General features: G+C 59.7%; 17 protein-coding genes and 1 tRNA gene. 6 read left to right on the top strand and 12 right to left on the bottom strand.

Features of this window, described 5'->3' with window-relative positions; translation table 11 throughout:
• Window positions 1-169: 169 nt before the first annotated feature.
• The 7 genes from NLI84_RS13515 to NLI84_RS13485 form a co-directional block, all read right to left on the bottom strand.
• Window positions 170-538: a hypothetical protein gene (locus tag NLI84_RS13515; protein ID WP_255991007.1), complete on the bottom strand. Its 369-nt coding sequence runs from the start codon at window positions 536-538 to the stop codon at window positions 170-172.
• Between the two features lie 477 nt (window positions 539-1,015).
• Window positions 1,016-1,381, bottom strand: a complete 366-nt coding sequence (locus NLI84_RS13510; protein ID WP_255991006.1) for a cupin domain-containing protein — start codon at window positions 1,379-1,381, stop codon at window positions 1,016-1,018.
• A 94-nt stretch (window positions 1,382-1,475) separates the two neighbouring features.
• Window positions 1,476-2,018: a DUF6817 domain-containing protein gene (locus tag NLI84_RS13505; RefSeq protein ID WP_255991005.1), complete on the bottom strand. Its 543-nt coding sequence runs from the start codon at window positions 2,016-2,018 to the stop codon at window positions 1,476-1,478.
• Window positions 2,019-2,036: 18 nt separating this feature from the next.
• Window positions 2,037-2,528, bottom strand: coding sequence for a hypothetical protein (locus tag NLI84_RS13500; RefSeq protein WP_255991004.1), 492 nt, complete (start codon window positions 2,526-2,528; stop codon window positions 2,037-2,039).
• A 514-nt stretch (window positions 2,529-3,042) separates the two neighbouring features.
• Window positions 3,043-3,657 carry a hypothetical protein gene (locus NLI84_RS13495; RefSeq protein ID WP_255991003.1) on the bottom strand — a complete coding sequence of 205 codons (615 nt, stop codon included), beginning with the start codon at window positions 3,655-3,657 and terminating at the stop codon, window positions 3,043-3,045.
• An 822-nt stretch (window positions 3,658-4,479) separates the two neighbouring features.
• The gene (locus NLI84_RS13490; RefSeq protein ID WP_255991002.1) at window positions 4,480-4,704 is read right to left on the bottom strand and encodes a hypothetical protein; all 225 of its coding nucleotides are present in this window, start codon (window positions 4,702-4,704) and stop codon (window positions 4,480-4,482) included.
• Between the two features lie 290 nt (window positions 4,705-4,994).
• Window positions 4,995-5,084, bottom strand: a tRNA-Ser gene (locus NLI84_RS13485).
• Window positions 5,085-5,235: 151 nt separating this feature from the next.
• On the opposite strand from NLI84_RS13485, the gene mltF reads away from it, so the two are divergent.
• From mltF to NLI84_RS13460, 5 genes are all read left to right on the top strand, one after another.
• Window positions 5,236-6,696 carry a membrane-bound lytic murein transglycosylase MltF gene (gene mltF, locus NLI84_RS13480; protein ID WP_255991001.1) on the top strand — a complete coding sequence of 487 codons (1,461 nt, stop codon included), beginning with the start codon at window positions 5,236-5,238 and terminating at the stop codon, window positions 6,694-6,696.
• A 92-nt stretch (window positions 6,697-6,788) separates the two neighbouring features.
• Complete coding sequence (gene gltX / locus NLI84_RS13475) at window positions 6,789-8,186, top strand: glutamate--tRNA ligase (protein WP_255991000.1); 1,398 nt, start codon at window positions 6,789-6,791, stop codon at window positions 8,184-8,186.
• A gap of 262 nt (window positions 8,187-8,448) precedes the next feature.
• Window positions 8,449-9,999 (top strand): beta-N-acetylhexosaminidase, encoded by a 1,551-nt coding sequence (nagZ, locus tag NLI84_RS13470; protein ID WP_255990999.1) that lies wholly within the window; start codon window positions 8,449-8,451, stop codon window positions 9,997-9,999.
• A 139-nt stretch (window positions 10,000-10,138) separates the two neighbouring features.
• Entirely contained in the window at window positions 10,139-10,438 is a 300-nt protein-coding gene (locus tag NLI84_RS13465) for a hypothetical protein (protein ID WP_255990998.1), read from the top strand.
• A 105-nt stretch (window positions 10,439-10,543) separates the two neighbouring features.
• Complete coding sequence (locus NLI84_RS13460; RefSeq protein ID WP_255990997.1) at window positions 10,544-12,754, top strand: IgaA/UmoB family intracellular growth attenuator; 2,211 nt, start codon at window positions 10,544-10,546, stop codon at window positions 12,752-12,754.
• Between the two features lie 124 nt (window positions 12,755-12,878).
• Here the strand turns inward: NLI84_RS13460 and NLI84_RS13455 are convergent, their stop codons facing one another.
• The 3 genes from NLI84_RS13455 to NLI84_RS13445 form a co-directional block, all read right to left on the bottom strand.
• Window positions 12,879-13,007 (bottom strand): hypothetical protein, encoded by a 129-nt coding sequence (locus NLI84_RS13455; RefSeq protein WP_255990996.1) that lies wholly within the window; start codon window positions 13,005-13,007, stop codon window positions 12,879-12,881.
• Window positions 13,008-13,334: 327 nt separating this feature from the next.
• Window positions 13,335-13,736: a SirB2 family protein gene (locus tag NLI84_RS13450; protein ID WP_255990995.1), complete on the bottom strand. Its 402-nt coding sequence runs from the start codon at window positions 13,734-13,736 to the stop codon at window positions 13,335-13,337.
• Between the two features lie 4 nt (window positions 13,737-13,740).
• Window positions 13,741-16,302 carry a nitric-oxide reductase large subunit gene (locus NLI84_RS13445; RefSeq protein WP_255990994.1) on the bottom strand — a complete coding sequence of 854 codons (2,562 nt, stop codon included), beginning with the start codon at window positions 16,300-16,302 and terminating at the stop codon, window positions 13,741-13,743.
• A gap of 295 nt (window positions 16,303-16,597) precedes the next feature.
• Here NLI84_RS13445 and NLI84_RS13440 point away from each other — a divergent pair, with 295 nt between their 5' ends.
• Window positions 16,598-17,107: a hypothetical protein gene (locus tag NLI84_RS13440; protein ID WP_255990993.1), complete on the top strand. Its 510-nt coding sequence runs from the start codon at window positions 16,598-16,600 to the stop codon at window positions 17,105-17,107.
• A gap of 324 nt (window positions 17,108-17,431) precedes the next feature.
• Here the strand turns inward: NLI84_RS13440 and NLI84_RS13435 are convergent, their stop codons facing one another.
• Both NLI84_RS13435 and NLI84_RS13430 read right to left on the bottom strand, forming a co-directional pair.
• Window positions 17,432-18,781 (bottom strand): CoA-disulfide reductase, encoded by a 1,350-nt coding sequence (locus NLI84_RS13435; protein WP_255990992.1) that lies wholly within the window; start codon window positions 18,779-18,781, stop codon window positions 17,432-17,434.
• A gap of 57 nt (window positions 18,782-18,838) precedes the next feature.
• The gene (locus NLI84_RS13430) at window positions 18,839-20,239 is read right to left on the bottom strand and encodes an L-cystine transporter (RefSeq protein ID WP_255990991.1); all 1,401 of its coding nucleotides are present in this window, start codon (window positions 20,237-20,239) and stop codon (window positions 18,839-18,841) included.
• Between the last annotated feature and the right edge of the window lie 5 nt (window positions 20,240-20,244).

Genomic DNA, 20,244 nt, shown 5'->3' with positions numbered 1-20,244 from the left:
AGTCGCCAACTACGAGGGCTAAGATTATCGTCCGGGATGCAACACATAGATGGCTTGCTCTCTCTGCACTGCATTTGCTGCAATGAAGCTGCCAATTGCAGCGACGATTGCATAAATTATCAGCAAACATTGCCATCCGCCCAAGCGTGCAAGATATTTCACAGTTTTCCTAACTGATGATGTACGAGGACAATTGAAGTTTGAATGGCAAAGTCGCCATGGCAAACCCGACGGCTAACTGAAGAAAAAAAGCAATGATGAAATATCCAGGGATTTTGAATCCCGGTATTTTCAGAGTCGTTGCCTGAACAACATTCATAACTACAAAGGCGACAAGAACCCCCAAAACCCCACCATCAAATAGTTTATATACAATTACTGCAGCAATAGCGCTAAGTACCACAGCAACAAAACTAGAGACGAAATCTGTACGTCCTGCATCAACATAAGCCGCCGCCCATTTTACGGGCATAACCATGATAATAGAAAAAATGGATAAAACTGGAATTAAGCCATGTGCTTCAATACCAATGCTCATTTTTATCGCCTGAAGTTGGAAATAACCGACCGACTTTAGTTGGTCCGGGTTGATTGAAGTGTTAGGAACGACTGTTTATTTGTGAGAGGCATATGTTGTTCGCGGAGTTCAAATTATCTTTGAATGCTCGGTCGGCGCTGCCATCCATGTGAGAATCAAGCTCAATAGGGCTGTACTTTTTACTCGCCTCTTTGAAAAAGCACGAACAAAATTCTTGCGCGATTTCGGATGGCATGTTTTTTTTGTTTTCCAGACGCCTTGTGCATTGTTCTTTAAACGAAATCGCTGCTTCCTCTTGAGATTTTTCTGTAGACGGCCCGCAAGCAGCAAGTAATAGTGCAGTAGAAATGAAAAGCGCATGAACTGCAAAGTGCATATTTTTCCCTGCGAAAAATGGGAGTAGATAGACCCTAACGTTTAAACTAAGCCGCGCCGCAAAGCGGTGTCGGCTTGAATGAATTGTTAGGTGCGCTTGCGCTACAGCCACACATCATTTTGGGCGGTATAGGAACCACCTGTGTTACCAGTGTTAACCACTCCACGGGGCTCTACAAGCATGATGCAGCATTCTCGGGGTGCCACTGGCCGATGTTCCACGCCCTTGGGTACAACGTACATTTCCCCGGCAGCAAGTGGTACGGACTTGTCTCTAAATTCAAGCGTCATTTCACCGTCCAGGATGATAAAGACCTCGTCTGTGTCCGCGTGGGAGTGCCAAACGAACTCGCCTTGAATTTTGGCGAGTTTGAACTGGTAGTCGTTCATTTCTGCAATAACGCGAGGTGACCAATGTTCTGAGAACTTGGCCAGCTTTTCTTGCAAGTTGATCGTGTTGTCTGACATGTGCACCTAACATTGGAAGTAACCTGCTGCCGGAGGTGCGCAGCAACGGAGGGAGCCCAAAGCGCAGCTTTTGGCAGTCAGGTTGACTGAAAGGTTAGGCAGCACAGAGCACTTCTTTATATTTTTTAAATGCACCTGTGCTAACTAAGCCATGCATTCTTTCAAATAATGAACGCAATTCCTCTCCATATTGATTTATGAACGCTGGATTTCCATCGGCGATTTGTAGTTCGTTTGCAAACGTAATTTCGCAGAGTGCACATAGTTGGTGATTTTTAATTAATACTTTTTCTTGAGTAAATCTGTTTGGCAAGAGGTTTTGCTTGTCGTAACCAATTTGTGAATAGAACACATCTCGGTCGCATGCGCAGTAGAGATACACCAGTTCTTCGGATTCGGCCCCGATTAAATCAGAAATTTTATCTCTGAGATCAAGTGATATAAGTTCTAGAGGAAATCCATCTGTGCTATAAACGGCATGGAAAAGACCTGCTATACAAATCGCATCTGAAGCGCCCCAGCTACGTAGCAGTTCGGCTGTGCCTTCCAAGTGATATTCTAGGCTCCCATTTAAATGGGATACACCGTCAGCACCAAGTTTTTTTAGTAATTCGTTGAAATTACGATGCGAGTTCATTGTTGCTTAACGTTTGAGTTAAGGGGCGCCGTTAGGCGTCCCCTTGAACGAATTGTTAGGTGCGATAACGCTGGCTAAATAGCCTTTTTCAAAGCATTGAACTTGGGATGTTTCTACTGCATGGGGCAACTCAATGCGAAGGAAGGCGCCATTGCTACGAAGTATTTTCACCAGCTTATCTTCCGGGAGGCGAGCAATATCAAGTGCATTGGCCATGCGCTTGTTGCTCTGAATGAGTGAGATGCCATGGCCTTCGAACGTAGGCGAGAGATCAAGAAACCGAGATGTTGGCAGCAAAAGGTCATACGAGACAAGACGGAACTCGGCTGTGATAGGAGTGCCACTTCTGTTGATGGGTTGCGTAGTTTCCCACCACTCGAAACGAGTATTTGGCATATGCCCCAATATCCATACCCAAGGGACTTGAGGGTTCAGGAAGCCAACAAGTTCGCTGACGGTTGCTCCATGCACATAAAGGGTTTCTACCCCGTCTCTCTCTAGAATTTCCATATTGCTCTCATGAGCACCTAACAGTTAATAGACTGACGCTTGCGTCAGTACATTACCAATAATGCGGACACCAAAAAACGCCTCCAACCCGCTGATTTTTATAGCGTTTTTCCTGGATCTGTCCGCATATGCATGTCAATCATACGGGCATGACGCACCTTACGCATCACGTGAGTTTTGTAAGATTTTTCATGTCGATACCGGCATGCCGCCCCTTGGGACTAGAGCAGCCGCAGTAACTTAAAAGCCCCCGTGTTCGGGAGCTTTGTTTTGACCTGGTGCGCAGCGCGCCTCGAAAGACACCACCGCGCAGTGCGCCACGGTAAGTGTAGTGGAGGTCACGTCACTCACTTGGGCGGTGGGGGCAGCTGGCGATCGACCAAAAACGACCCCGTACGGAGGAGCATACCGAGGACGAAGTGGCTGGGGCACGGCGGTGCCCACAACCTTTATAAATCATCGTCATCGCTCGGGCTGTCTTGAGCGTTGGTGCTGTTGGTCCTCGATGCTGGATTTATCGGCCCGAATTGGTTTCTTCGGCCTGCGCTTTATATCGTGACCAAAAAAGAGTGATATCTTGATTTTCCGTTGGTTCCGCACTTGTGGTTACCGTGCCGTGCTTGGCATCCCATGAAACGATCGGCTTGCCAAAAATATCTACGCTGATGTCGTCTTCCCTCTTCAGGTATCGCTTCATTCTTCGTTCTAGGTACTTTTCGAGTTCTTCGAAAGATGAGTCAGGAAAGGTAATGTTTACACTCGAGAGTGTTTTCTTTCCAAAGTTAAGCCTGACCATTTTGGCGGGAATGTTGTTGAACGCCGATTTGATAATAAACCAGCATTGAAAGTCTTCGCCTGGGACGGTTATTTCTTCTGGCCGTAGTCCACCATAGCATTTCATTTCGAATCCACGGCGTTTGTATTCGTTGATAATCTCGTCTTGATCTTGGGGGCGAAAGTCGTCTGGAGGTAGATGGAAATTCTTGGCAGTAAGCCTAGTAAACCAGTCCTGAACCTCGTATTTGGAATCTTTAGGGAGATTTTCGTAGATGGCAAAAGGGGTGAATGCTAGAAATGCAACCAAGAGAATTGCTAGAAGAATTGTTTTTCTGTATGCAAGAAGTTTCATATTGGGAGGTATTGTTCTGGCGAGTGAAGGAAATTCGATAGTCCAGTTCGAAGCCCCTACTCCATCTGCTAGTTGGGTTTGGGGGTGAGGCTGTCGAGAATGTTTTGGGTGGAGAATCTAGCATATTCCATCTGGATGTTATCCAAAAAAAAGCCCCCGGCGGGGGCTTTGTGTTGACCGGGTGCGGAGTACACCTCGAGCGCTGCTGCGCGGTTCACCACTTGTAGCTGTAGAGCTGATCGCTCACGTACTTGTGCTGATCGCAAAGGGATCGCGTGGCGCACACAGTTAGGTTTTGAACTCAGACGTTTCTCCAGAGAAGGTGCAGGGAGCATCCCAATCCATGGGAAACTGGTCGCCATCGGCGAGAGCTTGAATGTTGTAAGTCTGCCCCTTGATGGGCCGAATACCTGCGGGGAATTTACCGCACGCAAACGTGCCCATGCCCCCCTGACCGGTTCCGTTGTCTAGAAGTGTGTCACCTTGCTTAGAGGTAACAATCACCTGTGTATATGCTGCCATAACGATTCCCTCTTAACGGTGTGATTTCTCATACGCCCAATTGAATTCGAGTCTTGTGTGCGGGACGCGGATGCATATAAGACTGGCGAACTTAGTCCGCTTAACAGTTAATAAACTGGCGCTCGGAGCAGTGCATTATCAATAATACGGGCGCCAAAACTTCGCTAATTCTCTGTTTTTTCTGGAGTTTTCCGGCCCTTTTCCGCGCGTCCATGTTGATGACAGCGGCATGCAAGCCTTTCGCGTTATAGCATCTCGCCGCAAATTAAAAAGCCCCCGAACTCGGGGGCTTTATTTTGATCAGGCGCAGCGCACTTCGAGCACGCTGCGCAGTTCACCACTTGCACTTATAGCTGTAGAGCGGATCGCTGACGTAGCGGGACTGGTACGCAGTGCTTGCGTCGATCGCTGGCGCTGTTGCTGCTCGATGTTGGTCTTGGCATCGCGCAACTGGACGCAGTACTTGGGATGGATCTCGTCGGCCAGGGCGGTGCCGGCGACAAACGGGAAATGAGACTGCCCCAAGCCGGGCGACGAAAAGCGAACGCGGGTGATCGTGCCCGAATCCGACTACGACGTTTGGCTTGACTGCCGCGAGCCGGAGCACGCACGGACGTTTTTGCGGGATTTTCCAGCAGAGCAGATGTCCTGTGCCCCGGCGCCAGGGGCTAAACGCACCAAGGTATCGGAACCGTCGGTCTGAACAGGCTTCGCCACGGATGGCGTGGGAAACCCTTTGTGTGGGGTAAAAATGTGGGGTAACGCGGAAAAAAAGAAAAAGCCCTGAAAAATCAGGGCTTTTTCTTTTTTGTTACTGGCGGAGAGGGAGGGATTCGAACCCTCGGTAGGCTTGCACCTACGCCTGATTTCGAGTCAGGTACATTCAACCACTCTGCCACCTCTCCGGCAAAGAGAGCGGCACTATAAGCGATGTTCTACAAAAATGCAAAGACTAAAGACTTGCTTTGTTCGTCGCGCTTTTTTGGGCAGAATGCCTGCGTCTTGATCCGGGGCGAATCGATCGTCGGTAGTACGCCGCCCCATAGCCGGAGTCGCATGAAACACTGGTTGATGGCCTTGTGCGCCACTGCCTTGGTGGGTTGTTCGGATATGCCTGCCAAGACGTCCAATCGGGTCCTGCCGTGGTCCGAATCGAAGGAGTTGGTGGTGCTGGTTCAGAACAGCCCGACCACGCTCTATGTCGATGCCGACGGCCAATACGCTGGCCTGGAATACGATCTGGTGACCCGCTTCGCCGAGGCGCAAGGGCTCAAGCTGCGCTTCGTGATGGAGAGCGATTACCGAACGTTGCTTGAACGGCTGGCCCGGCACGAGGCCCATCTGGCGGTCGGCGTTCACCGCGAGCGCGAGCGCGAGGGCTTGGTATTCGGCCCCGATTACCAGAAGGTGGAGCCCGTGCTGGTCTACCCGGCACGGCAGGCACAGCGGCAGGCGCTGGCGCAACTTCATGCCGGCACGGCCATGGTCAAGACGCTGCCGCAATACCTACGCCCGTTGAACGCCTACAAGATCACGCAGCCCGATTTCAAGTGGCGCATGGTCGACGACGCCGACGCCGAGGGCCTGATCGAAGGCGTGGCGTCGGGCGCATACGATTACGTGGTGGTCGACTCCCACCTGGCCGCCGTGGCGCAGAATTATTTCCCCGGCGTGGCGATCGCCCGGCCGTTTACCGCACAGCAGACGCTGGCTTGGGCCATGCCCAGGGATGATGCGCAACTGGTGGGCCGCGTGCATGCGTTTTTCGCCAGCATTGAGGGCGACAAGACGCTGGCGCGCCTGATCGATCGCTATTACGGCCACCTGAACCGCGTCGATTCGATCGATGCGCTCGCTTTCCTTGGCAAGCGCGATACCGTGCTGCAGCACTACCGCGACTGGTTCCACGAGGCCGAGGACAAGACCGGCATCGATTGGCGGCTGATCGCGGCGTTGTCCTACCAGGAGTCGCACTGGAATCCGGCCGCGGTGTCCGCCTACGGCGTGCGCGGCCTGATGATGCTGACCACCGACACTGCCAACCGCCTGGGGGTGAACCGGCTCGATCCGTACCAGAGCATCCAGGGCGGCGCGCGCTATATGAAGATGATGATCGATGCGATGCCGGACCAGATCGCCGAGCCGGATCGCACCTGGCTCGCGCTGGCTGCCTATAACGTCGGCATCGGGCATTTGTCGGATGCGCGCATCCTGGCGCGGCGGCTGAACAAGAACCCGGATAGCTGGGCAGACCTGAAAACGGTGCTGCCGCTGCTGCGTGATCCCAAGTATTTCTCGACGCTGCGCTTCGGTTACGCCCGCGGCGGCGAACCGGTTGCCTTCGTCGAGACGCTGCGCACCTACTACGACATCCTGGCGCGCTTCGAAGAGCCATACAAACCCGATGTGCCGGCGCTGGCGGCCGATGTGGAAATCCACAATCCGGATAATCTGCCGCTCAGGATCAACAACCGCGTGGTTCCCGCCAGGCCGCCCCTGGTGCAGGCTACGCTCTAGGCGCTCTGAACAGGCGCCAAGCAAAGCCGCACTGCCCACCAAGCCAAGCCGCCGCTACAATGGCGGCTTTTGCTTTTGCCGGATTGCCGCCCATGAGTTCCCGTCCCGTTCGTACCCGCTTCGCGCCCAGCCCCACCGGCCTTCTGCATATCGGTGGCGTTCGCACCGCGCTGTTCTCCTGGGCCCATGCCCGCAAGCACGGCGGCGTCTTTGTACTGCGGATCGAGGATACCGATCTGGAACGCAGCACGCCCGAATCGGTGGCGGCCATCCTCGACGGCATGCACTGGGTAGGCCTGGGCTACGACGAAGGCCCGTTCTACCAGATGCAGCGCATGGACCGGTACAAGGCAGTGATCGGGCAGATGCTGGCCAGCGGCCATGCCTATTACTGCTATTGCTCGCGCGAGGAGCTCGAGGCGATGCGCGCCGAGGCCGAGGCACGTGGCGAGAAGCCGCGCTACGATCGCCGCTGGCGCCCGGAAGAGGGCAAGACACTGCCGGCGGCGCCGGCCGGCGTGCAGCCGGTGGTGCGCTTTCGCACGCCCGTCGATGGCGTGGTGGCGTGGGACGACGCGGTGAAGGGCCGCATCGAGATCGGCAACGTCGAGCTCGACGACCTGATCATTGCCAGGCCGGACGGCACGCCGACCTACAACTTCTGCGTGGTGGTCGACGATGTCGACATGCAGATCAGCCACGTGATCCGCGGTGACGACCACGTGAACAACACGCCGCGGCAGATCCACATGTATCAGGCGCTGGGCGCCGAGGTGCCAGTGTTTGCCCACCTGCCAATGATCCACAACGATCAGGGCCAGAAGATGAGCAAGCGCCGTGACGCGGTCAGCGTGGTCGACTACGACACCCAGGGCTATCTGCCCGAAGCGCTGCTCAACTACCTGGCGCGCCTCGGTTGGGGCCACGGCGACGACGAGTTCTTCACGCTGGAGCAGTTCGTCGAGTGGTTCGATCTCAAGGATGTGTCGCCCAGCCCCAGCCGGTTCGATCGCGACAAGCTCTTGTGGCTGAACGCCCAGCACATCAAGGTGGCCGATCCGGCCCGGCTCGCCGAGCGCGTAGAAGCGTTCCTCGCCGACAAGGGCGTGGCGACGGCCGATGGCCCAAAACTGGCTGACGTTTGCGCGCTACTGAAGGATCGCAGCCAGACGCTGGTAGAGATGGCCGACCAGGCCGAGTATTTCTATCGCCCGCTCAACCCGACCGCCGAAGTGGTCGAGAAGCACCTGCAGCCCGAGGACGAGGAGCGCCTCAAGCTGTTCGCCGAAGGCGCCGCCGTACTGCCGCAGTGGGATGCTGCCACGCTGTCTGCCTTCATCAAGGATTTCGTCAAGCAGCAGGGCGTGAAGATGCCGCAGGTCGGCATGCCGCTGCGTGCCAAGGTCTGCGGCATCACCAACACGCCGTCGGTGGATACCGTGCTGGCGCTGATCGGCCGCGACGAAGTGCTGCGCCGCCTGGCGGCCTGAGCGCCTGTCTTGCGCTGAACACGGGCGTGTGGATCAACCTGCACCAGGCCCCCGGCAAAGCCGGGTGCTCACAGGTCTGGGTGAGTGACGCAGCGGCGCTCTCTTGTTCGATCCCACTCCCCCCGCGCGCTCTGCGCTCCCGGCAAATCCGGTTGTCGCAGCTGCGAAGGGCCTCGCGGCGCTCGTTCGTGGCACGGAGTGGGCTTCATGAGTCAGAAGCCTGGTGCATGATCAGCCAGCTGTTCCGATTTGGAGTCGTGCCATGAATGCACCCCTTACCCTTGCCCAGCAGGTCGGCCAATGCCTGATGGTGGGCTTCGATGGCCTCACGCCCAATGCCCATATCGAGCGGCTGATCCGCGACTACCATGTCGGCGGTGTAATCCTGTTCCGCCGCAATGTCGACAATCCGCGCCAGGTGGCCGCGCTGTGCCGCCGGCTGCAGGAGATCAATGCCGAGGTCAGCGGGATTCCGCTCATGATCGGCATCGACCAGGAAGGCGGCATGGTGGCGCGCATCGAGGAAGGGCTCACGCCCTTGCCATCCGCGCTCGCCTACCAGGCGGCCGGCTCCAGCATCGATTGCGAGGCGCTGTCGCGCGTCGGTGCCGCGGAGCTTGCCGCGCTGGGTATCAATATCAACTTCGCGCCGGTGCTGGACGTGAACAACAACCGTGCCAACCCGGTGATCGGCGTGCGCGCCTTCGGCGAAACCGTGGAGACGGTCAACGAATACGGCCTTGCCGCGATGCGCGGCATCCAGGTCGCTGGCGTCGCTGCCACCGCCAAGCATTTCCCGGGGCATGGCGACACCGATACCGATTCGCACCTGGGCGTGCCACGGGTCGGCCATGACAAGGCCCGGCTAGCCGCGGTCGAGCTGGCGCCGTTTCGTGCGGCCATCGCCGCCGGCATAGATGCGGTGATGTCCTCACACGTGGCCTTCCCGGCGGTCGAGCCCGATGCCGATACGCCCGCCACGCTGTCGCACGCGGTATTGACCGGGCTGCTGCGTGATGAGCTGGGCTTTACCGGTGTCACCTTCACCGATTGCCTGGAAATGGACGCGATCGCCCGCGGCGTCGGCACCGTCGAAGGCGCCGTGCGTGCCTTTGCCGCAGGGACCGATGTGATGCTGGTGTCGCACACCGAGGCGCGGCAGGTGGGCGCGGCGGAGCTGCTGCTGGCGCGCGTTGCGGCCGGCGAGATCGATCCAGCCCGGCTGGCAGCCTCATGCGGGCGCGTGCTGGCATTGAAGGTGGCACGGCAGATGGATCGTTGGCGCGATCTGCCGGCCGATCCGGTAGGGCTGCTGTGCCGGCCCGAGGCGCTGGCGTTGTCGCAACGCGTGCATCGCCAGGCGCTGACGCTGGTCGGCGACTTTCGTGCGCTCGAGGCCACGCTACCGGTGCTCCTGATCACGCTGGAAGTGCGGGCTCGGACCGAGATCGACGAGGTGGCGCTGGGGCGTGCCGCGCAGCAGCGCGACAGTCTCGCCGGGCCGCTGGCGCAGCGTGGCATCCAGGTCGACGAAATCGCCTTGCCCTTGGCGCCTGATGAGGGCGAGATCGCCAACGCTGTGGCGCGCGCCCGACAGGCCGACCAGGTAGTGGTGGTCAGCTACAACGCGGTGTTGCATCCGGCGCAGCAGGCGCTGCTGGCGGCCTTGCCCTGGCAGCAGGGCTGGCTGGTGGCCGGCCGTCTGCCATATGATCTGGATTTGGTACCAGCCGCTGCCGGCAGGCTGACGCTTTGTGCGAACCGCCCGGCTGCGCTGAACGTGGTTGCAGCAAAGCTCGCTGGCGCGATCTAATGTGCTGAGTAACAGATTGCCATTGCATGACAATGGCTTACTTGGCGCTGGATTCGGGCTGGCGCTTGCGAATTTAATCTTTGTGGCAATGGAGTTTGGCGGTTAGACTGCCGTCTGTCCTGCCAAGGAGAAGAGGGTCATGAAGAAAGTCCTGCTATGCGTACTGGCTCTGGCCTTCGCCCCTGCTGCATTCGCCGACGATGCCCCGCTGCCGTTCGATGAGCCGGCGTACGCCGTACAGGTCGTGCGCACCTCTGCGCCGCAAAAGCAGGCAGTCTCGAGCAAGTACGGCAGGAAGGTCGCCGCCAAGTCCTCGCGCAAGCAGGTGGCCAGCCGCAATGCCAGGAATGGCAAGTATGCTTCCGCCTCCAAGCGCAAATATGCGCAAAAGAACACGCGCAGCGAGCGCCGCCAGCTTGCCGCCAATACCCGCCGTTGAGCACGTATCTGCGGTCAGCGCACGCCTAACAAGAGCCCGGACGATCCGGGCTTTTTTGTTGTCGTATAGAATTCGGCGTTTTGCTTCTCATACCAAAATCGCTTCATGGCTACCCTGCAGCTACTCCTGGTTATCGGTGTCTCCCTGTATTCGCTCTACAGCCTGATTGCCTACTCGGTGCGACGCGTCGATAACAAGGGGCAACTAAACACGCTCAAGCACTCGGCAACACCGATCCGTACCCTCACGGCAAGCGAACGCGCCGACGTGGGGCCCTTCCTCTTCGATCCGTTCAAGCGTGGCAAGGCCATCGTCCTGCTCGGTGATGAGGTCTTCCGTCTGGATGGCGAATTCGTCCGCCACGGTTTGCACGTCAGCAACGGCGGCGACACGATGCACGACACGCTGGGCGGCGTGGATGTGGTGCTGCCTTATGACGCACGGGATTTCCTGACCGCAGACAATCAAGCCGAAGTGGTGCTGACGCCGAAATTCGCCATCGTCATTCGTCTCAACAAGCACTTCGACCTTGCGGGCGGGCGCGAGCGGGCCAAGGCCCGGGAGGTGCAGGCGCACCAATGGCAGAGCGGGGCGCCCGGCGAGGTCGCTGGCGGCCAGAACCCCGCCGTCGATGCGGCTCCGGCAGCGGTCGACAGCCACGACCCCGAAGACATCGAACGCGTGCGCATCCTCGGCCAACGCGAGGAAACCCCCGCCGAAGCGGCCGCTCGCGCCACGCCGGGCTGGGGTGGGTTGCCGCTGCTGGCCCTGCTGCCAGCCAGTATCCTGCTGCTGATTGCTGGCCACAGCGACACGCCGTGGCTCTGGCTGGTGCCGGCCCTGCTGCTGTTTGCCCTCGTGCTGTGGCTGGTCTGGGGGCCGCGCAAGCCAGCCGTGCCGCAGAAGGTGAACCGCGTCGAAGGCAGGCTGACCCTGCTCGCCCTGCAGAACCCCGGCAACAGCAATCTGGTGACCCAGCAGCTCTTTCTCGGCGACAAGTTCCCGCTGCAGATACCGGCCCATTGGGCACCATGGGCCAAGCTGCCGCCGGATAGCAAGGTGACACTGGAGATGCGTGTCGAGGACTACTCGGTGGTGCGATTTGGCACGCAGCTTGCCATCGACGCCGAAGGGCGGCGCTTCCCTTCCGTCTACTGGGGCCGACATTGCAGCCTGGCGCTCGCTGGCGCCCTGCTGCTCGGCGCAGCCTGGCTGTTTACCGACGAGCCCGCGGCCGATCTGGCGCACGGCCGGTCCGCGCTGCAGCCCGTTGGCTCCCGGGATATCAACAGCCTGAACGACGCCCTCGCTCATCCGCCGGCCTTGGGCAGCTTGGTCCGGATACGCGCCAATGTACGCTGCCAGATCGGTGCGGCGGAGGGCGACGCGCCACCGCCGATCGACTGCGACACCGTGCGCTGGGGAGGCAAAGGGCCGCAGCTTGCCGACGTGGTGCCTGGCGAAGCGCTGCAGCGGCTTGCCAGCGGCAAACTGCTGCAAGCGCGCAGCGATCCGATGCTGGATCTTGCGATGCAGGTGCAGATGGCGCGCGAAGGGGACGCTTATAACCCGCTTGCCGGTCGGGTCTCGGTGCAGGTGATCCATCACCTGAGCGAACTGGTGCTGGGCATCGACCAGGAGTGCAAGAACTCCAGCGCGCAGAGCGCTTGCGAGAGCCTGCGCACTACGCTGGGCAGCAAGCTCATGCTCGGTGATGGCGACAAGGACAGCGGCTGGGACGTCCTGCTTGCCAAGGCCAAGGACGGTAGCCTGAAGCGGGACTACGATGATGCGGCGCTGGCCAACCAGATCACCGTTAGTGGCTTGCTCACCGATCTGAACGACCTGGCCACCCCGCGTCTGCGTGAGTTCTACGCCAAGCCGTTGGCGGCTGCCAGGGCCAGCCAACGGGGCGGCTTGCTCCTCATTACGCACGGCGCGGGCTTTCCCCCGCCCGTTACCGCGAACGCGGAAGACCTCGCCGAGGCAGGGAGCGACGCCGCAGAAGGCGAGCAGAGTGCGGACTGGCAGGTGCAGTGGGCGAACTACAAGATGCTGGCAGAGCCCGTGAGCCTCAAACAACTCGACCTGCAGGGCCTTGTCGTGAGCAGCGGCCGCAACGCCGCGGGCGATCAGGTGCTGGAGGTGGATCCACAGCGTACCACGGCCAACGCACTGGCAGCCTTGGTGCGCCTGCTGGCCATGGGCATGGGCGCGGCCCTGCTGCTGGTGCATGGCGGCCTGTGGCTGTACAAGCTGCGCGGGGCCATGGCACGCAGCCGGGCGCTCCAGCTCCATCTCGCCCGCACCGCCTGAGCGAAGCGCTGGACCGGGGCCGGCTCTGGCCCAGGTGCATGGGGCTCCATAATGCTGTTATGTCGCAACAAGCAAACGGCCCGCCGGGTGGCGGGCCGCTTTGCGCTCCGACCGGGCGGCTGGATCATTTGACCTGATCGACGACAGCCTTGCTGTAGAGGTTCGGATATTCCTGCAGGCCCTGCCTGGCTTGCTGGCGCACGGTCTTGCCCTTCACGCTAGGGTCGAACTTGGCAAAGGATTCCGGATACATCAGCGCGTCAGGCTTGGCGCCAGCGGCTAGCAGCGCGCGCGCAATCGGGATTCTTGCTCTGTAGCGCCTCGCCCAGCGGCGTGGCCACAGGGTGGGGCTGCTTTTGCGGGTAATGTGCGTCGATCGATGCTCCCGGCTTGAGCAACAGCGCAACGCGCCCCACGATTTCGCGTGTATTTGTCTGGCCCCGAAGACGCGCCAGTGCCGCATCCGTTTGACCGTGCGACCACCTGCGCCTGCGCCTGGCATGGGGGAGGGGTGATGGGCGCGGGATAAGCCACGCAAGTAGCCCCGCATTGCGGGGCTACTTGCTGTTGGCTGCATGGCTCAAAGCAACCAGGGCATGAACACGCCTAGCGGGTGGTGGGCGCGCGCGATGCTGATGATGTACAGGAACACCGCGAACGCGGCCACAAATGCCCACCTTCTCCGAACCACGGATGGCGAGCGAAGTGCGAGGGTCGCCAGGCAGATATAAACGACGACCAGAATGAGCTTGACCACCAACCAGCCATTTGCAAAGAAGGCACCGGGCAGTATCGACAACAACATAAATGCGGCAGTGAGCAGCACCGTGTCGATCGTCCAGCTCAGGTAGCGCAGCGGCCCAGCCAGCGCGATGCGTTGGCGTCCTGTGTGCATCAAGATGCTGCGCAGCAGAAATAGAAGCCCACTGACTATGACTGCTGCAACATGCACCCACTTTATCTGCGGGTAGAACTCGATCACGTTTTCACGTCTCCTCGGTTTTTTCCAGCTCGGCCGATTCCGGGCGCGGTGCAATCCACAGCCGGCATACGAACCACGCCAATGCCAGCGCACCGAAACTGAAGATGACGTCGCCAGGTACGCGCATCCAGATCAGCAGGTCGATGATGGGTCGTTGCATGAACTCTGCCGAGCGTGCGTAGGCGTAGCCGTGCTCGATGGCGGCAAGCAGTTGCAAGGTGCCTAGCGGCAGCAGCGTGGGCAGCGCCATCAGCACCAAACCGATGTTGAGCGCCCAGAAGGAGAACTTCAGTGCGCCCACATCCCAGTACATCTGGCCTTTCAGACCACGCAGACAGAACAGCACGAGCGCAATGCCCAGCATGCCGTAGACGCCAAACAGGGCGGTGTGGCCATGCAGCGGCGTGAGGTTCAGGCCCTGCATGTAGTAGAGCGAGAGCGGTGGGTTGATCAGGAAGCCAAACAGTCCTGCGCCGACGAGGTTCCAGAACGAAACCGCGACGAAGAACAGGATGGGCCAGCGGTACCGTGCCATCCACGGCGTGGCACGCCCATATTTCCAGGTCTGATAGGCCTCGAAACCGATGTACGCCAAGGGCACCACTTCCAGTGCACTGAAGCTCGCGCCAAGCGCGACGACCGCCGTGGGCGTGCCGATGAAGTAAAGGTGGTGCAGCGTACCCAACACGCCACCGGACATGAAGATGATCGTGGCGAACAGCACCGCAATGGTTGCCGAGCGCGCGTGGACCAGGCCCAGCCGCGTGAAGATCAGCGCCATGACCGCCGTGGCGAACACCTCGAAGAAGCCCTCGACCCACAGGTGCACGAGCCACCAGCGCCAGTACTCGACTTCCGAAATATGCGTGTGTTCGTTCCACATCAGCGCGGAGCCGAAGAACAAACCGATCGCAACCGTGGAGAGGAACATCAGACCGACGATCGATTTCGTGTCGGTGGCTGGCCCGCTCAGCACGGGCCAGAGTGCGCGCCCGACGAGGCAGAGCCAGATCAGCAGGCCCGCAAAGAGGAACCATTGCCAGAAGCGCCCCATGTCGGCGTATTCCCAGCCCTGGTGGCCAAACCAGAAATTGTGCTCTAGCCCCAGCTTCTGCATGACCGCGAGCCACTGGCCGGCAAAGGAGCCCACGACGATGATCAACAGGCAGCCAAACAGCACGTTAACGCCCAGGCGCTGGAATGCCGGCTCATGGCCGGACAAAGCCGGTGCGATGTAGAGGCCGGTGCCCAGCCAAGCCACCGCGATCCATAGCACCGCGAGCTGGGTATGCCACGTTCGGGTGATCGAATAGGGCAGGTATTGCGAGATGGCAAAGCCGTACGCTTGCTGCCCTTCAACCTGGTAGTGAGCCGTGATGGCCCCGAGCAGTATCTGAACCAGAAAAAGCGCCAGCACGATCCAGAAGTACTTTGCCGTTGCCCGCATCGAGGGGGTGACCTGCAAGGCGGCAAATGGATCGGTTTGTGGCAAGGCCTGCTGCACTTCTTCCCGGTCATGCGTGACCGCATGGTGCCAGCCCAGCGCGGCAATGCCGGCCAGCAAGAACGTGACGCTAAAGGCGGACCACACCCACAACGAGGGCGGTGGGGAATTGCCGATCAGGGGTTCGCTCGGCCAATTATTGGTATACGTCACACGGTTTGCCGGCATGTCCGGCGGGCTCGCCGCGGGCGTGTTAGCGCTTGCGTCGGGTCGCTCGGTTGCCGCGGCCCAAGCGGTCCACCAGATGAACGCGGTGAGCTTCTGCCGGTGCTCCAGCGTCGCGACAGTATCATTGCGCATCGCGTAGGCCTCGCGCAGCGTAGCCGTGGCCGGATCGTTGCCGAACAGGCTGACGTAGTGCGCCGCCACGCTGGCAATGGCGCTCGCGCGTTCTTCGGTCAGCGTGATCGTTCCGGTGCTTGCGTCATAAGTGTTACGGCGCATTTGCGCCTGCAGGCGCCCTCGAAGCCGGGCCTGGGCTTCCGGATCGAGCTTTGCATAACCGTCTGCCCCATCGCTTCGCGCCCACTGATCGAGCATCTCCATCGATTCTCGATGCAGCCAGTCGGCACTCCAATCAGGCGCGACGTAACCGCCATGCCCCCAGATCGAGCCCAACTGCATTCCGCCGATCGATTGCCATACCTGGCGGCCCCGCTCGATGTCGGCTCGGGTATAGACGACGGTTTTCTGGTCGGTGATGACTCGCTCAGGTACTGGCGGCGCCACGCGGAAGATCTCGCTGCCTGCCCACAGCAAAACGGCGAACGAAATCACCAACAGTACCGACAAACCCAGCCATAACCTGCGCGTCTGCGTCATGTGTAGCCTCCATACCAGAAAAACCGCCGAATTCGATTGAGTCAAGCCTTCCCACGCCTGCTGCGAGGACCAACGCATAGCCAAACGCTGAAAGCGGTGCGCCCCTCTATGCGGCGGACCGCCGCATTGCTTGGTCCTAGCACGATGAGTAAGCTGCATCAACCTGACTATCTGATTTCGCTGACGATCAGGGCGCCATGCGTTCGTGTGAGCTCCAGGACAGGCGGCCACGATGGCCATGGTCCCGGTTCGCCGAGGCGCGGCAACGCATCCAGTTGATGCTTGCACTGGGCAGATGACAGAAAGCATTGCGAGGGCGGCGCGTATGCGTCCATGGCCGGTTTTCGGGGGAGGCTCAGCAAGCTGGCGTTTTTTTTTATTCGAGCGGCGATTCCGCACTCTCGCAAGAAACACACCAGAGTTCACAAAAAAATTTATCCCTTTTCTGGAATGCTTTTCTTCTATTTTGACAGTAAATATAAAAACCGCGCAATTTTCAGCCTTGCAAACTTAAAGATCTCACCCAGAAGCAACCATGCTCCCTTTTTACGAAGTCTCCATCCCGGTCTCCGCGCTCACCAGACGCAATAGGGTTTTGAATGGTGCCTTGGTCATTGGGCTTATTGCGTTGGTTGCCAGTATTTTTCTTACCTCGGCCCGGTGGAATGGGCAGTTCACTTCAATAGTATTGATGGTCATGGTGCCTGTCAGCGCCCTGCTTTGGTTTTTGTGTGGCAAGACGAACTTTCCTGGATGCCTTGCGGCTGCTTTGATGATTAGCGCCGCCATCGTCGCCTTTGCCAATGGGCGCAATTTCGAGACGTATAAAATTCATACTGTCAAAATAGAAGAAAAGCATTCCAGAAAAGGGAAAAGTTTTTTTGTGAACTTGTACGGAAAGCATGAACGCATTCCCGTCTCCACAGAGGTTTACAGGCACCATGATGTGGGCGACGCAATATGCATCAAGGAGTCACGCGGTCGCTTAAATTTAAGGACTTTCTGGCATGTTTCTTGCGAGAGTGCGGAATCGCCACTCGAATAAATTCACCATCGGAAAGGCCTCGGGAATGCCCCGGATTTGGCGGGCCTCGGTTTCGACTACGAGGATGCTTTCCAATATATGTCGCAATGCCCGTGACGCGGCATTTCAAATACCTGCGCGGTGCGCTGGGGTACACGATCTGCGGCCCCGCAAGAGGGGCGACATGATTCCGGTCGGCGGGTCCGTCGAAATCGCCGGGGCGATCACCGTTTGCTTCGGCCACACGATTGCGGTCACCGCGCCGACGGGGGCCGGCGGCACTGCCGGTGCTCGGCATGGTGACCTACGTCGATCCGGCCAAGGTGCCCCTGGCCGGCTAGCGCATCAACTTTTGGCGACGTTGCCGGCGACGTTGAGCGCGTCCCAGGTGCGTGAGAAGGGCGGCGCGTAGGCAAAGTCGATCCACCCGAGATCGCGCGTGGAGAGGCCGGCGCTGATCGCGACGGCGAGCGCGTCGACGCGGTGTACCGCCCCCTTGCGGCCGACGATCTGCCCGCCGAGCAGCCGGCAACTCCCCGACTCATAAACGAGCTTGATGCGCAGCGGCGATTGGCCGGCGACATAGCTGGTGTGGCACTGGTCGTCGATAACGACGCTCTGTGTGGCGAAGCCCGCCGCGATTGCCTCGTCGACGCTCAGGCCCACGCGACCTGCCTCGACGCCGAACACCCTGACCGCGGCGCTGCCGAGCATGCCCGGAAATTCGCTTAGCGCGCCGCTTTCGCTGGCGATGTTTTCACCGATCATGCGGCCGAGCTTATTGGCGACGGTCGCCAGTGGCGAGTAGAACGGTTTTCCAGTCAGCCGGTGAACGACGCTCGCGCAATCTCCGGCGGCGTACACGTCGGGCAGCGACGTGCGCCCGTACTCGTCGGTGATGATCGCGCCGTTTTCCAGCAGCGAAATTCCCGATGCGCGCAGGAAATCGGTGTTCGGCCTGACGCCGACTGCCGAGACGACGAGATCGGTGGCGTAGCGGTCCCTTTGCGTGATCACCGCGCCGACCCGGCTCGTCGCGCCAGGCGTGCCTTCGAATGCCTCGACCGCCTCGCCAGTGACGAGCTTGACGCCGTGTGCGGCGAGCTCGGCCGCGATGACCTCACCGATTTCGGCGTCGAACGCCTCGCCGATCACCCGGCTCGCTCGCTCGATCAGCGTCACTTGCAGGCCTTGATGAACGAGCGCTTCGGCGATTTCGAGGCCGATAAAGCCCGAGCCGACCACGACGGCGCGCGTGGCGTCCTTGATCGCGGCCTTGAGGCGCACGCCATCGTCGAGCACACGCAGCTTGTGCACGCCGGCAAGATCGCGACCGGGCCATGGCGGCGTCGCGGCGCTGGCGCCAGTTGCGATCATCAGCCGGTCATAGGGGTCGGTGAAGCGCTGGCCCTGGCCGTCTTCGACGGTCACGGTCTTGTTCGTGGCGTCGAGCGCGACGACCCGGTGCTGCGTTTTGACTGTGATGCCACGCTTGGCAAAGTCCTCCGGCGTGAACTCGGTCATCCGCTGCGCGTCGTCAAACTCGTCGCCGACGTAGTAAGGCAGCCCGCAAGCGCCAAACGAAATGATCGTGGACGCTTCGTAAACGATGATTTCGGCATCGCGGTCGACGCGGCGCGCTTTCGCCGCAGCGCTCATTCCCGCCGCTTCGCCGCCTATGATGATGATCTTCATGGGGTTTCCTGTTCGAAAAGGGCGCGACGAATGTCGCGCCCTGTTGCCAGAAGTCGTCTACGCCATCGCTTCTTCGGTCTCAAGCGCAATGGCTTCATCGCCGTCGAACACCGTCATGTCGGTCTGGCCGAGCATGCGGCTCGTCACGGAGCCGGCGGTGATCGCGCCCGACACGTTGAGTGCGGTGCGACCCATGTCGATCAGCGGTTCGATCGAAATCAGGAGGCCGGCGAGTGCGACCGGGAAGTTGAGCGCCGACAGCACGATCAGCGCGGCGAAGGTTGCGCCACCACCCACGCCGGCAACACCGAACGAGCTGATGGTGATGATGCCGATCAGCGGGATGATGAAGGACAGGTCCATCGGGTTGACGCCGACCGTAGGCGCGATCATCACCGCGAGCATTGCCGGGTAAATGCCGGCACAGCCGTTCTGGCCTATCGTCGCGCCGAACGAAGCGGCGAAGTTGGCGATGCCTTCGGGCGTGCCCAGTGCACGCGTTTGCGTTTGCACATTGAGCGGAATCGCGCCGGCGCTGGAGCGCGACGTGAACGAGAACGCCAGTACCGGCAGGATCTTCTTCACGAAGCGCAGCGGGTTGAGCCCAGTCAGCGAGACGAGCAGCAGATGCACGCCGAACATGATCGCCAGTGCACAGTACGAGGCGACGACGAAGCTGCCGAGGTTGACGACATCGGCCCAGTTCGACCCGGCAACGACCTTGCCCATCAGCGCAAGCACGCCATACGGCGTCAGCCGCAGCACCAGCGTGACGATGCGCATGACGATGGCGTGCGCAACGGCGACCAGACGTTCAAAGTCGGCGAAGACTTGCGGCTTCTTGCTCGCGATGCCGGCTGCGGCGATGCCGATGAACGCCGAGAATATCACCACGGCGATCGTCGACGTCTTGCGGCCTCCGGTCATGTCGAGGAAGGGGTTGGCCGGGATGAAGTCGAGCAGCATCTTGGCGATCGACAATTGCCCCATGTCCTGCAGCTTGGTCTGCATGACCCCGCCCTGCGCAGCCTCGGCCGTGCCCGCGGTCAGGCCCACTGCGGTCAGGTCGAAGGCATTGGACACCAGGATGCCCACCGCGGCCGCGATCATCGTGGTGAAGATCAGCACGCCTATCGTCAGTGCGCTGATCTTGCCGACCGAGCCCGCGTCCTTGAACTTGATGATCGCGGAGACGATCGACACCATGATCAGCGGAATGACGATCATCTGCAGCAGCTTCACATAGCCTGATCCGACCACGTTGAGCCAATCGAGCGTTTGCGCGACGGGTGTCGAATCGGCGCCGTACAGCCATTGCAGCGTCGCACCGTACGCGACGCCGAGGCCTAGGCCGCAGAACACGCGCTTGTTGAAGCTGACATGCTTGCCCTGCATCGTGAACAGCCAGTAGAGCAAGCCGAGAAAGACGGCAAGATTGCCTATTGCGGCGGCGGACATGGGAT

The sequence above is a fragment of the Chitinolyticbacter albus genome (genome assembly GCF_024437655.1).
Lineage (GTDB): Bacteria > Pseudomonadota > Gammaproteobacteria > Burkholderiales > Chitinibacteraceae > Chitinolyticbacter > Chitinolyticbacter albus.
This window is presented reverse-complemented; position numbering and strand designations above follow the sequence as displayed.